Here is a 14852-nt window from a genome sequence, read left to right as displayed (position 1 = left end):
CACAGCCTGTTCAGAGGACATGCGGCAGGCACCAGCATTCATTCCCGGGGGGATACTTGCAAAAATCTTCAAACTGTTGTTTTTATTGCAGTGACATTGACACGGTCCAAGGAGATACAGAAACAAGGAGTACGATAATGGCCACCATCGACTACAATGCCCGTTTGCGGGATATCGCCGAGTTGGCGGGGGCGTTGGCGGATCGTAAAGCCGATTTGCAGCGAGCCGCGGCGGAAGACGCCGGGTTTCCGGTAAAGGTCACCGCTCTGGAGGTTGACCTTGCGGTACAGCACCTGCGCTCCATGGAGGAGGAACTGGACTGGGTTGCCCACTGCAGCCCCTACGGCACCGTGGCCGCCATTCTTCCTTATGATGCCCCGGTGGTAGTGCTTGCCCGCCTGGGAGGGGCCGCCATGTTATCGGGCAATAAGCTGCGTTTCAGTTTTTCCTCACAGACGCCGCGCAGCGCCCAAGTGATTGCCGAGATAGTCAGACCCTTCAGCGCCCTCCAGCCGGTGTTGGGCGAGGACAACCGGGAATATGGCAAGCGCTGCGTGGAAGATGAAACGGTTCGGGTGCTCTTCATTTCCGGAGCATCGGCGGTCGGCCAGGCCTACCGAAGCAAGCACGAGGCATTTGACAAACTGTTTTTTGCGGGTCCCGGCGGAATGCCCGCCGCCTTGGTCTTTGCCGACTCCGATGTAGACAGGGCCGGCCGCTTCATTGCCAGGCGGGCATTTATCAACGGCGGGCAATACTGCACCACGTTGAAAAAAGTGCTCATCCACCGCACACTGTACGCCCCCATGCGCCAACGGATCATGACCCTGGCGAAGGATTTCACCGTCGGCGATCCCTTTGATGAACATACGGACATCGGACCGATCCGCGTGGAACGGACCCGCAGAATTCTGCACAAGGCGCTGCAGAGCTGTGCCGGAGCAGATTTGCTGTACGGTGGGATGAACGGGGAATGGGTGACACCGCTAATCCTTGAGATGCCGCAGGGGACAATAGCCGACCTGGAACTGTTCGGTCCTTTTCTGCTGCTCCAGCCCTTTGACGATCCTGAGCAGGCCGTCCAGCAAGTGATTCGCACACGCTACGGCTTTCTCCTGGCCTTCTTCGGCACGCCCCCGGACCACGCCCGGACACTGTTCCATGAGCATTTCGGCATGGTGCACGACAACCCGGATTTCGACTTCACTCCGCTGAGACTGCCGTTTGGTGGAAAAAAAGAGAGCGGCTGGATACTCGAAAGGCAAAACGACCAGTGGATTGAAAGGGACGGTGCATTCCTGTACGGCAAGGAACTGGTGCGCCATTGCAGAGCGCAATGACACTGCCTATTTGACGACGATCGGCCAAAAGATCGGGAGCACTCCCAGTACCACCATAAACACCAATAGGGTGAGCGGCAGGCCGACTTTGAGATAATCGGTGAAACGATATCCTCCCGGCCCCATGACCAGCGTGTTGGCGGGATGCCCCACGGGACTCATGAAGCTGGCGGAGGAAGCCAGGGCAACCACCATGCCGAGGGACTCGATGGAAAACCCCAGATCCACTGCCGTATCCAGGGCAATGGGGGCCATCAGCATGGCCACCGCAGCAGTGGGGATGATTTGCGCCGCTATCGCCGTCACAAGGTACAGCCCGGCGACGGTGGCAACAGGGCCATAGTGGCCGACCAGCGAAACAACCCTTTTGGCGAGAAATTCCGCGGTGCCCGAATTGTGCATGGCAATCGCCAAAGGGATCATGCCGGCAATCAGAAAGACCGCACGCCACTCGACATGCCGATACGCTTCCTGCACCGTTAGACAACCGCATAGAACCATCAGGGTGGCTCCGGTGAGTGCGGCAATGGCAATGGGCAGCCACCCCAGGGTGACAGGGATGAGCACCATGGCCATGATGAGTACTGCCAGCGGCGCCTTGTTCCAGCGTGGTGTTTCCTGGACCTCTCTATTCAACAAAACAAAGTCCGGCTCTTTGCCCAACACTCGAAGCTTTTCCAAGGGGCCGTAGAGCAGCAGCGCGTCGCCGAAGCGCAGAGGCTTGTCGGTGATCTCGACTCCCCCATACGGCTCTCCCTCTCTCCAAATGGAAAGGACGTTTAAGCCGAATTTTTCACGGAAGTGCAATTGCCTCAGGGTCTTTCCCACAAGCGTTGTGTGCGGTGACAAAATCGCTTCTACAAGACTCGCTTCACCCGAATTCAACTCATTGATGTCCGGTGCCTCCTGCCGCTCAATCTGCAAATCCTCGAGCCCGCTCAGTATTGCTAAATTTTCGCGTTTACCCTCAACCAGCAAAGAGTCACCGGCCTCTATCTGTTCCGACTGCTCGGGTGCCAAAAGCAGTTGCTCGCCTCGCATGATCGCCACCACGGTCAGCGCAAAGGCTTTACCAAAACCACTCTGTTCAAGGGTCTTCGATACCAGATCAGAATCCTGCGGCACCCGCAGGCACATGAGCCGTTCATGCAGGCTGAACAGATCGGCACTGTCCATTTCAAGCAATTCGAAATCAGGGTGGCTCTGGAGTTTTTCAATGCCGTCACGGGGAGCATGCAGCAAAAGGATATCGCCACTGTGCAGTGGAAAATCGTGCAACTGAGTTCTGTGCAGGACTCCGTGCCGCTTGATTGCCAGTACATTGGCACCATGTTGAACGCGAAAGTTCAATTCCCGCAGTGACTGCCCAACCACGGTCGCACCTTCGGTGATTTGCGCCTCCGCCATGACGATCGTGCTCGAAGTCAATCGTTCGGCGGGCAGATCAATGTCTTCCACGCTGAACCGCCATTGCCCATGGAGTACCTCCAGGCGCAGCGGGTCCCCTTCCACCAACAGCCTGTCACCGGTTTGCAGCACCATATCGGGGCCGGGCGCCAGGTGTGTTTTGTCACCCCGGAAAACCGCCACGACATTGAGCCCCAGAACCGGTCTCAGGCGGCTGTCGGCAAGGGTCTTGCCGGACAGCGGGGAACCTTCGGGCAGCCGCACGACAAACAGCCGGTGATGAAGATTGTAAAATTGCGCCACATCATCCGCCTGGTCCAGTCGAGGGGGCCTGCTGATATCCTGGACAGGCAGCAGTCGTCGGCCGATGATCGCCATGTAACAGACTCCGGCCAACATCACCAGGGACCCGACCGGTGTGAAGTCGAACAGTTGAAACCCTGCACGGCCCTCGGCCACGAGGGCTTGACTGACGATAATGTTGGGCGGCGTGCCGATCAGTGTGATCAGCCCCCCCAGCAAGCAGCCGAAGGAAAGCGGCATGAACAGCCTGGAGGGAGAATGGCCGGTGCGGCGTGCCACCTCCATCACCATCGGCAGGAACAGAGCGGCGACTCCCACGTTGTTCATGAAACCAGAGAGCAGCGCGGCGGTGATCATGATCACCGCGATCAGCCGCACCTCTCCGGACCCGGCAACCCTTAATATCTGGCGCCCAATCCAGTTGGCCACACCGGTTTTTGACAAGCCGGCACTCAGTACGAAGACCGCCCCCACGGTGACCACAGCAGGATTGCTGAAGCCTGAGAGCGCTTCCTGCGGCGTCACGGCTCCAGTGATCACCGCCGCAATGAGTACCAGCAACCCGACGACGTCCATCCGCAGTCGGTTGGAGATCAAGAGGCCAATGGCCACAATCACAATGAGCGAAACAATGATCATGTCCCGGGACAACCAAATTCCTCCATACATGCGCTCACCTCCACCAACCCCGCAACCGGCAGGCTGCCCGAACTCCCATATTTCTTCTCCCCGAGGATAGCAAGCCATGGGGTGCGGCGATGGATTTCCATCCTACACGCCCTCTTTTTGCCGGGCCGTCGAGGACGGACACCATGCCAGTTTAGCAGATACCCGGCAGGCATTGGAACAAATGGTTCAGGCACCGCTCAAAATCGCGACCGGTTTGCGTGTCCCCGGTGTCGCGAAGAGGGATGGTGCATATTCGAGCAGAAATGATCAATCACAAACTCTGTCATGGGCAGAAAATTCAATCCGTGGGAAAATATACGCCGGCTTCTCCTATCTGTCACCCCATCCTGGCCAAAGCACCACGATTCTGCTGGAGTCATCGACAGAATCCGGCAGCAGAAGTTAGCCCAGCGAAAGCAAAATTATGAGATTTATGCAACACCACACGATAAATTACTACCCTAAATGGAAATTTTATTAAACGACCGAATCGAATTGGCTTGACTTACTCGATAATTCACCTACAATTCAACACTCCCAATTGTTTGCAGAACAACAATGTTCATCACCCCAACCCAACCACTCTTTGTTTGGAGCAAGGACCCCTCATGAAATATTGGAGAGTTCCGCTGGATGCTGACCAGATTGAGGTGACACGCGGCATTGTGCACATCGTTGCGGAACGATGTAAAGGATGCGGCTACTGTATCGCCTTCTGCCCCCGGGATGTCCTCGAGGTTTCTCCGCGCTATAACGCCAAAGGCTATCACCCGCCGCAGGTCAAGCGAGCGGATGAGTGCGTCAATTGCCATTACTGCGAGATCATCTGCCCGGATTTCGCCATTTATTCGGTAGAAGCCTCGGCCGATTTGGTTTGAACCATCGAAAAAGATTAAGGCTACCCTATGAAACCAGCTGTTTTGACCGGTGAACATTTCATTACGGGCGATGTGGCATGCGCCGAAGGGGCCCTTGCAGCCGGCTGCCGTTTTTTTGCCGGTTATCCCATCACTCCCGCTACCGAGGTGGCTGAACATATGGCAGTCCGGCTTCCGGATGTGGGCGGCACTTACATTCAAATGGAGGATGAGATAGCTTCCATGGGTGCCGTGCTCGGTGCATCCTGCGCTGGAGCCAAGAGCATGACGGCGACCTCCGGACCCGGCTTCAGTCTCATGATGGAAAACATCGGTCTCGCCATCTGCACGGAAACTCCCTGCGTTGTGGTCAATGTGCAGCGCGCCGGCCCCTCCACCGGGCTTCCCACACTGGCAGCCCAGGGGGACATGATGCAAGCCCGCTGGGGTTCTCACGGCCACTACGAAATCATCACTCTGGCGCCCTCATCGCCCCAGGAGATGTTCTACCTCACCATCACCGCCTTTGATCTGAGCGAGACTTACCGAACCCCGGTGCTCATCATGTCCGATGAAGTCATCGGTCATCTCAGCGAACGCGTCATCATTCCCGAAGCGAACGCCATCAAGCCTAGGTCCCGGCCCAAACCCAAGGGAAGAAAGGATCGTTTCAAGCCCTTCCAGCCCGGCCCCAACGGGGTTGCGCCCATGGCCATAGCGGGCGAAGGCTACGGCATCCATGTGACCGGACTCACCCATGATGAAAAGGGCTATCCGGTCATGACCGCCGAGGCTCAGGAGGCAATGCTGGCTCAGTTGACGGGGAAAATTCACAGGAATCTCGAAGACATCATCAGAACAGAGGCATACCGGCTGGAGGATGCGGACCTTGTCATCGTCTCCTACGGCGTCTCGGCACGCAGCAGTTTGGCTGCGGTTGACGAAGCGCGTCAGTTGGGCATCAAAGCCGGACTGCTGAAACTGGTGACGGTCTGGCCCTTCCCCGAAGAGCGCGTCCGTGCCCTGGCCGAAAGAGTCAAAGGGTTGGTGACGGTTGAAATCAATCTGGGTCAAATCCACCTGGAAGTGCAGCGCTGCGCCGCCGGCAGAGCACCGGCAATGCTGGTGGGACACGCCGGGGGCGCCGTCATTCCACCCGAGCGTATCATCGAGACGTTGAGGAATTTTTCGTAGGACATGGCAAAAACAGGAACTGCTATGAACAAGACCAAAGAGCGCAACGAACATCCCCTGGACGAACTCCTGCGCACCGACCGCATTCCGCACATTTGGTGTCCTGGATGCGGCATAGGTACTGCTTTTTCTGCCAGCCTGGTGGCCATGAAAACCAGCGCCATTGATTTGCAGAAAACCGTCATGGTTTCCGGCATAGGGTGTTCCGGGCGCGGCGCCGGCTATATCAAGCTGGATTCCTACCATACCACCCATGGTCGGGCCATCCCGTTTGCAACCGGGATGAAGCTGGCCAATCCCGAATTGAATGTCGTGGTATTCAGCGGTGACGGCGATCTTTTCGCCATCGGCGGGAACCATTTCATTCACGCCGCCCGGCGCAACATTGACCTGACCGTCGTGTGCGTGAACAATTTCAATTACGGCATGACCGGCGGTCAGGCTGCGGCGACCACTCCGTGTAACGCCAGAACCACCACCACGCCGCGGGGCAATCCGGAAACTCCCTTTAACCTGCCGTTCATGGCTTTTGCCGCGGGTGCGAGTTATGTGGCCCGATGGACCATCCTGCACACGCGCGACCTCACCAAATCCGTAGAGGAGGCCCTGTTGCGGCGCGGCTTTTCCTTTATTGAAGTGCTGGCCCCCTGCCCGACCAGCTACGGGCGCCGCAATAAGCAAAAACCTCTCGATACGCTCAAGGCCTATCAGGAGCGCACGGTGATCAAGCATGCCTGCCACCCGGCCGAAGTGCAGCTGGACTTCGAACGTGGCATTACCCTGGGCAAGTTTTTCGACCTGGAGCGTCCCACCTTTCTGGATATGTATGACAGGACCTGCCGTCCTCAGGAGAGGATAGAAAAAAGCGAGGCAGTATGAAGGCAAAATCGGCACCTGAAAAGATCGGACACTTCCGCAGGGAAGTCCTGATTACCGGATTCGGGGGACAAGGCATCGTGCTGGCCGGCAACATCCTGGGCCGGGCCGCCAGCCTTGGCGACCATCGGGAGAGTACTTTGACGCAGTCCTACGGCCCGGAGGCACGCGGCGGCGCATGCAGTGCTCAGGTCATCATATCCGACGCGACCATCCACTACCCGTACGTGCGCAACCCGGACATCGTTGTCTGCATGTCTCAGGGGGGCTTCGACAAATTTGCCCCACTCTTGCGCCAAGGCGGCACCCTGATCATCGATCAGGACCTGGTGCAACCCGGGAAAATCGGTAGCGACCAGGTTTTTTCTGTTCCTGCCACACGCTTTGCCGAGGAGATGGGCCGAAAAATGATGGCCAACATCGTCATGCTCGGCTTTTTGACGGCCGTGACCGAATCGGTCACTGTCCAGGCGGCTCTCAGGACGGTGGAAGCGTCCGTCCCGAAAGGCACCGAACAAATGAACATTAAAGCGTTCAACAAAGGCTACGATTTTGGCCTGGCGACCCTCAAGGGGCGCAGAAAAAAGGCCGCCGGAGTGAAAGGAGTCAAATGATGAGGACTCCCAAGGATCGACTGCACCGCGTCCTGGTGGTGGGCGCAAATCCTGCGGGTATCGCAGCCACCAACAAACTGGGCGAGATGGGTATAGCGGTCACCCTGGTCGACCCCGACCCGGACATCAACAGCAAGCTGGCCAAGGACCAATGGCGGCTCAACTCGGGACTCACCCTCAATTACGCTTTGCGACCCGGATTGCTCCGTATTCTGCGCAATCCAAGGATCAGGTGCTTCTTGCCCGGGAAAATCAGCAACATCAAGCATTCCGCCCAGGGATTTGCAGTTCGGCTGAAGCACTGGCAGACTTTTGTAGATGCCGACCGCTGCATTCTCTGTGGACGCTGTGCCGAGCAGTGCCCGGCGTCCGACCCCGACGGCTGCAATCCCATTCACTACCAGGGCCGTACCTGCCTGCCGGGTCGCCCGGTCATTGACAAGCGGCGGCAACCCTTGTGCCAGGCCGGTTGTCCCCTGGGAGTCAACGTCCAGGGGTATGTGGCCCTCACCAGGGCGGGCAAATACGCCGAGGCGCTCGAACTGATTCGAAGGGACAACATCCTGCCCGGAATTTGCGGCCGCATCTGTACACATCCGTGCGAGATCGCCTGTCGCCGTGCCGAACTGGATGCGCCGCTTGCCATTCGAGACATTAAACGGTTTCTGGCAGACTATGAAGCGGCTTGTGGATCCTCCGACGCCGGCCTCGCAGAGGACACGCCGTTGAAAGAGTCACCCCGCTCATCCCGGCCGGAGCCCATCGCGGTAATCGGTTCAGGGCCGGCTGGCTTGGCCGCAGCAGCGGACCTGGCCCGATGGGGCTATGCCGTGACGGTGATCGAGAGGGAACATCTGCCGGGTGGACTGCTGCGTTACGGCATTGGCCCCCATCGGCTGCCCAGAGACATCCTGGATCGGGAAATCGCTCGTCTCGAATCACTGGGGGTGGCGTTTGAGCTGGAGCGTCCCGTCGATCTCGTTCGGGAGCTCGACAATCTCACGCAGCAATACGCTGCACTCATCCTCGCCACGGGGCTCTGGAAAGATCGCAAACTTGGCGTTCCCGGAGAAGATTTGCCCGGCGTGGAAACCTGTATCGATTTTCTGTGCAAGCTGTATCGCGGTGAATGCCGGCGGATCGAGGAGAACGTTGCAGTCATCGGCGACGGCAACGCCGCCTTCGATCTGGCGCGCGCGCTGGTGCGGCTGGGTGCCCGTGTGACCATTGTCTCCTGGTTTCCGCAAGAGCTCATTCCGGCCGATCGTGACGAGGTTCAGGCGGCGCGCGATGAGGGTGTGCAGATCGTCGCTTGCGCCCAGGTAATGGCTTTTCTTGGATCCCGGGGTAAGATGAACCGGCTGCGCTGCGCCCCAACCCAACCCGGGGAACCCGATGCCAAGGGAATCCCCTGGCCGGTCATGGTTGCGGACGGAGAACCCTTTGATTTGCAGTTTGACCGAGCCTTTGTCGCCATCGGCCAGATTCCGGATCCGCTGTCGTTCGGCAAAGCCGGCGGCGTCGAAACCACCAAGGCCGGCCTCATCGCTGTCAACCACAAGGGCTGCACCAGCAAAAACGCGGTTTACGCTGCCGGCGACGCCGTAAGCGGGGCAACCTCGGTAGTACAGGCGATGGCCTCCGGCAGGGCGGCAGCCCGGGCTGTTCACCGGGCAATCAGCGGGGAAGATGTACCCGAACACCTCGGTCATCGCCCCGAAGATCGAGATTTCAATGAAATCACGCCGGACATTCCGTCGGTTGCCCGCGCCAAAATGCCCGAAAGGCAGCCGACCCTCAGGAAGACGGTATTCGATGAAGTAGCGCTGGGACTGGATGAACACCAGGTTCGATCGGAAGCCGAACGGTGCCTGCAATGCAGTGTCTGCTCAGAGTGTTTGCAATGTGTGGGGGCCTGCGGTGTGGTTGGGGCCATTCAGCACGACCAGCCGGCCGGCGAGCAGGTCGAGCACGCCGGGGTGTTAATCATTGCCGATCCGCAGGCCGCCCCCGCCGTTAAGGGTGAAGATGTGCTGCGCGCCTACAGTGCCAGGTCGGCCACAACCGATGTCTACGCCATGATGCTGCGGGGATTTGCCGCAGCAGCCGAAGCAATGGTGCTGCTCGGGGGAAGTTCGCAGCGCATGAGGGGACACGGCCTTGCCTTCACACCGCCCGACCCGCAGATCTCCGCAGAGGCCCGCATCGGGGTTTTCGTGTGCCGCTGCAATGACTCTCTGGGATGGTCTCCCCAGTTCGACGATTATCTGCAGGGGCTTTCTGCGCAAGCCGGGATAGCCCAGGTTGAGATACTGCCCACCGCCTGCACGCCGGAAGGCTCCGCCGATCTCCTGAGGGCGGTGCGTGAAAAAGGATTGACTCGAATCCTTCTGGCCTCCTGCGTCTGCTGCCCTCTGGATTTCATTTGCAGCGCCTGCACCGATCAGCGCAGTCGCCTGAAAAATGCCCTGTTCAATGGCACCGGCATCAGCCGCAGCATGGTGGAAACCTGTAATTTGCGGGGTGAAGTGCTGCGCCTCATAGAACGCGACCCGGAGCTCGCCGCCACCCGCTTTGCGGGTTTGATCGAGCGATCCATCGGGCGCGCCCGGAACCTCAAGACCATGCCGTCTCCCGCGCGACCCTACAACTTTACCACAGCGGTTCTGGGAGACTCCAAGGCCGCCCTGAAAAGCGCCTTTACTTTGGCCGATGCCGGCATGGAAGTTTTCCTTTTCGGCACCTCCAGGAACACCCTGCGTCATCCCAACATCCATGTATTTGAGGGGGCAACCGTCAAAGGCATCCGCGGCACTGTGGGCAACTTCCAAGTACTGGTAGAGAGCGCGGGCTGTCACCAGGAACTGCAGGTAGGAGCGATCATTTTGGGGGAAAAATCGCGCAAGAACATTCCTTATATGCCGCTGGCGGAGCTTCCCCCGCACATCGTGGAATCATCCATGCAGCAGCGCGGTATACCGGGAATTCCCTTCTTCTATCCGGGCGCCACTTCGATCCCCGGTTTGTCCCTGGCAAACCCTGCCGGAATCAAGGTGTCCGAACGAATCAAGGGGGAAGCGGCAGCTATAATGGCGGCTACGGTGATGCCCCGGGGACCGCGCCAGAGCAAAGGCTATACGGTGGTGGTCGAGGCAAGCCGTTGCCGCGGTTGCGGACGTTGCATGCAGGTGTGCCCTTACCAGGCGGTCAGCTTTCGCAAGAACCAAGCAGGGGGCTTTTACGCGTGTGTGGACCAGGCGCTCTGCAAGGGCTGCGGCAACTGCATTCCGGTGTGCCCGTCCAACGCCGCCGACAGTCCTTACCGCGACCGCCGCTACCTGGAACAGATGATCGATGAAATACTATTGTAACAAGACACAAGTACAATAAGACACGAGCCATTCAAAACTTCAGCAGGAAGCGAACGAGCATACCATGAGTGACCTGAAGATCGTCCTTTTCATGTGCAATTGGAATCCGCATGCTGCCTTTCAGACATTGCAGGATGATTGCGCCGACCTCCCGCCGCAGGTGCGCATGGTGCGCATACCCTGCACGGGAAGAATCAGCAAGTCGCTGCTGTTGCGCGCCTTCGAAATGGGGGCCGACGGGGTCGCTCTGGTGGGCTGTGAAGCCGGGTCGTGTCGCTATGGAAGCGGCACTGCCGTCGCCGAGAGAAATGTCGAGGACACGCGCGGTATTCTTGATCTATTGGGGCTCGGCAAGCAACGCCTGCAGTGGGCGACGTTTCTGCCCGAACAAGCTGAAGATCTGCTCAATTTCCTGAAGAATTTCTATGCAGAAATCCTGACCATCGGCCAGAGCCCGGTTTTGCCGACCTCGCACAGGGGTTCGGCGGCCATGACAAGGGAAGCCGCCATGCGACTCATGACATCCCACGATGTCTTCGCCTGCCAGGATTGCGGCAAATGCTCGTCGGCCTGCCCTTTGAGCCTGGCCGGCAAGCCCTTTTCCCCCAGAGCGATGGCCAATACGATTGCCGGCGGCGACCTCGAGTCTCTGTCCATGCACGAAGACATCTGGTCATGTCTCACCTGTGGCATCTGCTACGATCGATGCCCCTCTGCCGTCGACTTTCCTGAATTCATCAGAGACCTGCGCAAGGTCCAGCGAGCCGGAGGGAAAACGGGACGCGAAGCGCACGGCGGATTTTTTCAATCGCTCATGCGCACCATGACCTCTCCCGACCTCAGAATAGAGCATTGGAAATGGCTTCCCAAAGACATTCAGACCGACTCCCACAGTAAGGTCCTGTTCTTCGGCGGCTGCGCCCCTTACTTCGACACTTATTTCAGGCATCATCTGGGCATCAAGACCAGGGATGTTCTGGTGGATGCGCTGCGCCTCCTCAATTTCTTCGACATCTTCCCGGCACTCCTGCAGGAAGAACGATGCTGCGGACACGATCTGCTGTGGACGGGCGATGAGGAAAACTTTCTGAAGCTTGCCAAACTCAATGTCGCGGCCATTCAGGATCTGGGCATCGAGGAGGTGGTCACCGCCTGCCCCGAGTGTTACAGAACTCTGAGCAAAGATTACGCCGAACTGGGGCTGCGCTTCGACTTTAGAGTGACTCACCTGTTCGATTTGGCGGAACAAGAAATAGACAAGGGCGCCATCGGCTTTGCCCCCCTCCATCGCAACATCACCTTTCAGGATCCCTGCCGCCTGGCTCGTCTGAACTGTGCTTCTCCGGTCGATGCGAGTCTTCCGCGCAAGCTCATCCAGCGCCTTCAGCCGCAAGCTTTTGTGGAAATGCAGGATCGTGGAATTTCCTCCCTGTGCTGTGGCAACTGCGCCTGGACCGGCTGTGATGCCTATACCAAGGCACTGCAGGTCAAGCGTTTGCGCCAGGCCAGGGAGACCGGCAGCGACCTGTTGGTGACCGCCTGCCCCAAGTGCCAGATCCATCTCAAGTGCGCCATGGAGGATCTTTTTCTGGGTTCTGATCTGAAGATGGAAATGCAAGATTTAACTACGATTTTGGCCCAAAACATCCGATGGGAGTAGATCTGAATCGCAAACCCTTAATGAACTGGGAAGAGAATTGTGATCATGGAAAGAGTCGATAATGGACCGGCGCGGGCGCGCATCGGAGTGTACGTGTGCCACTGCGGTTTGAATATCGCGCGCACGGTCGACTGTGAAGCGGTGGCGCGGAGGGCTGCGCAATGGGACGATGTGGTGATTGCCGAAAACCTTCCCTACGCCTGCTCGGAACCGGGCCAGAAAAGCATTAAGGACGCCATTCACGAGCACAATCTGGATCGCATTGTCGTCGCTTCCTGTTCGCCCAGACTGCATGAACCCACGTTTCGGCAAATGGTTCAATCGGCAGGGTTGAATCCGTATCTCATGGAAATGGCCAACCTGCGCGAACATTGCAGCTGGGTGCACAGGGAGAGCCCGCACGCCGCCACTGAGAAAGCGCTCGATCTAACCAGGATGGCGGTGGCTCGAGTGCGCCATCTGCAGCCTCTGGTACCCGAGCGGCTGCCGTTGACCCAGCGCACCCTCGTCATCGGTGGCGGGGTAGCCGGTATACAGGCTGCTCTTGACCTGGCGGACAATGGCTACGACGTTGTGCTGGTGGAGAAAAAACCGTCCATCGGTGGGACCATGGCACAACTGGACAAGACCTTCCCCACCATGGATTGCTCCATCTGAATACTTGGTCCCAAGATGACGGATGTCGGTCGGCATCCCCGGATCAAGCTGTACACATTGAGTGAAATGGTCGATGTCAAAGGCTACGTCGGCAATTTTGACGTAAAAATACTCAAGAAAGCCCGCTACGTGGACGAAAACGAGTGCACGGCGTGCGGCGAATGCGCCAAAGTCTGCCCGGTGGTCCGCCCTGACGAATTCAACCTTGGCCTGTCCTCACGCAAGGCTATCTATTCCGCCTTCCCGCAAGCCGTTCCGTCGGCCTACACCATAAACGTCAACGAATGTTTGGGCCACAATCCCGCCGTTTGCGCCAAGTGTATCGAAGTGTGCGATAAGCAGTGCATCAACTTTCACATGTCCGACGAAGAAATCGTTGAAAGAGTCGGCAGTGTCATTGTGGCCACCGGCATGGAACCCTATGACCCGACGGAACTCGACGAATACGGCTATACCCGCTTTGACAATGTACTGACCAGCCTCGAGTTCGAGCGGCTTATCAATGCAGGCGGTGTGACGGCAGGCAAGGTGCTGCGGCCAACCGACCGTAAACGACCGCGCTCGATCGGCTTCATCCAGTGCGTGGGATCGCGTTCGTCCAGGAAAGGCAGCTCATACTGTTCCAATGTCTGCTGCATGAACACCATCAAGAGCACTCTGGTGCTCAAAGAACACGACCGGGACATCCAGGTGAAGGTCTTCTATATCGATATACGGGCCTTCGGCAAGGGGTTCGAGGACCTTTACAAGCGCAGCCGCAGGCTTGGAGTGCACTACATCAGGGGTCTTCCGGGAACCGTGGAGGAAACTCCCGAACGGGGCCTCAGGCTGGCTGTGGAGAACACAGCAAGCGGCAAAATCGAATATCACGAGCTGGATATGCTGGTTCTGGCAATCGGGGTCAAGCCCTCCAGCGGGGCTTCCAGGCTGCAGGAAATGTTGGGGCTCCAATTGACAACCGACGGTTTTTTTCTGGAAGCCCACCCCAAGCTGCAACCTGTGGACGCCGCCACGCGGGGAATCTTCTATGCCGGCTGCGCCGAAGGACCGAAGGATATCAAGGAGAGTGTGACGCAGGCGTCGGCGGCTGCAGCGCGCGCCATCCGTCTGATGCACAAAGGCGAAATCCTGACGGAGCCCATCACTTCCGAAGTTCTGAGCGAACACTGCAAAGTCTGCGGCAGATGTGCCGAAGTCTGCCCTTACCATGCAATCACCGTCGACGTCAAAAAGAAGCTCCCCGCAGTGGTCAACACCGCCGCCTGTGCGGGTTGCGGCACCTGTGCCGCGGAATGCCCGTTCGGCGCCATCAGCATGAATCATTTCACCGACGTACAGATCCTCGACCAGATCGACGCCATGCTCAACGACCGTCCCCAGGACAAGATTCTCTCTTTTGCCTGCAACTGGTGCTCCTATGCCGGGGCGGACTATGCCGGCGTTTCCCGCCTGCAATATCCCCCCAACGCGAGGCTCATCCGCACCATGTGCTCGGGCCGGGTGGACGAGTCATTCATCTGGCATGGATTCGCCAAAGGGGCTCCGGTCATTCTGGTCAGCGGATGCCACATCGGTGACTGCCATTACATCGACGCCAATCACTGGACGGAAAAACGGATACGGAAAGTTCACAAGAAAATGACCAAGCTGGGCATCCGGCCCGAACGGCTGCAGCTCGAGTGGATCAGCGCCGCCGAGGGGATGCGCTTTGCTGAAGTCATGCAGCGTCTCGAACAGCTGCGCAGCACCGTCTCCCCTGAGGAAATTGCTGAAACCATAACCATTCTGACTAATAATACAGCAGATGGAGCTTGAACTCATGGGCAGCGTTCCATGGTCGATTCTTTGTCGCTTTTTCGCATGGCTGGTAGTAGACTGATCGATGCGGGTCAATGGCGGCGTGC

At 58.2% G+C, this 14852-nt stretch carries 9 protein-coding genes; 8 read left to right on the top strand and 1 reads right to left on the bottom strand.

Translation table 11 applies throughout. From position 1 onward, the window contains the following. Positions 1 to 137 precede the first annotated feature (137 nt). The gene (locus K1V27_RS08685) at positions 138 to 1340 is read left to right on the top strand and encodes an aldehyde dehydrogenase family protein (RefSeq protein ID WP_258929305.1); all 1203 of its coding nucleotides are present in this window, start codon (positions 138 to 140) and stop codon (positions 1338 to 1340) included. 6 nt (positions 1341 to 1346) lie between these two features. Here K1V27_RS08685 and K1V27_RS08680 read toward each other — a convergent pair whose 3' ends face one another. Continuing rightward, positions 1347 to 3719: an SLC13 family permease gene (locus tag K1V27_RS08680; RefSeq protein WP_258929304.1), complete on the bottom strand. Its 2373-nt coding sequence runs from the start codon at positions 3717 to 3719 to the stop codon at positions 1347 to 1349. 608 nt (positions 3720 to 4327) lie between these two features. Between K1V27_RS08680 and K1V27_RS08675 the strand changes: the two genes are divergently transcribed. The 7 genes from K1V27_RS08675 to hdrA2 all read left to right on the top strand — a co-directional run bounded on the left by K1V27_RS08675 (position 4328) and on the right by hdrA2 (position 14763). Further along, positions 4328 to 4597, top strand: coding sequence for a 4Fe-4S dicluster domain-containing protein (locus K1V27_RS08675; RefSeq protein WP_258929300.1), 270 nt, complete (start codon positions 4328 to 4330; stop codon positions 4595 to 4597). Positions 4598 to 4624: 27 nt separating this feature from the next. After that, the gene (locus K1V27_RS08670; protein ID WP_258929298.1) at positions 4625 to 5770 is read left to right on the top strand and encodes a 2-oxoacid:acceptor oxidoreductase subunit alpha; all 1146 of its coding nucleotides are present in this window, start codon (positions 4625 to 4627) and stop codon (positions 5768 to 5770) included. Positions 5771 to 5794: 24 nt separating this feature from the next. Next, positions 5795 to 6649 carry a 2-oxoacid:ferredoxin oxidoreductase subunit beta gene (locus K1V27_RS08665; protein WP_258929291.1) on the top strand — a complete coding sequence of 285 codons (855 nt, stop codon included), beginning with the start codon at positions 5795 to 5797 and terminating at the stop codon, positions 6647 to 6649. Next, the gene (locus K1V27_RS08660) at positions 6646 to 7260 is read left to right on the top strand and encodes a 2-oxoacid:acceptor oxidoreductase family protein (protein ID WP_258929289.1); all 615 of its coding nucleotides are present in this window, start codon (positions 6646 to 6648) and stop codon (positions 7258 to 7260) included. The genes K1V27_RS08665 and K1V27_RS08660 overlap by 4 nt, the downstream gene beginning before the upstream one ends. Beyond that, a complete protein-coding gene (locus tag K1V27_RS08655; protein WP_258929287.1) occupies positions 7257 to 10631 on the top strand; it encodes an FAD-dependent oxidoreductase in 3375 nt (1124 codons plus the stop codon). Before K1V27_RS08660 ends, K1V27_RS08655 begins: the two co-directional genes overlap by 4 nt. Positions 10632 to 10695: 64 nt before the next feature. Further along, on the top strand, positions 10696 to 12291 hold the full coding sequence (locus K1V27_RS08650) for a hydrogenase iron-sulfur subunit (protein ID WP_258929286.1): 1596 nt from the start codon (positions 10696 to 10698) through the stop codon (positions 12289 to 12291). A gap of 45 nt (positions 12292 to 12336) precedes the next feature. Next, positions 12337 to 14763, top strand: coding sequence for a CoB-CoM heterodisulfide reductase HdrA2 (hdrA2, locus tag K1V27_RS08645; protein ID WP_258929283.1), 2427 nt, complete (start codon positions 12337 to 12339; stop codon positions 14761 to 14763). The last annotated feature ends 89 nt before the right edge of the window (positions 14764 to 14852 follow it).

The organism is Desulfoferrobacter suflitae (genome assembly GCF_022603395.1).
GTDB lineage: Bacteria > Desulfobacterota > Syntrophobacteria > Syntrophobacterales > Syntrophobacteraceae > Desulfoferrobacter > Desulfoferrobacter suflitae.
The sequence above is the reverse complement of the archived record's forward strand: the minus strand, read 5'-3'. Positions and strand labels throughout refer to the sequence as shown.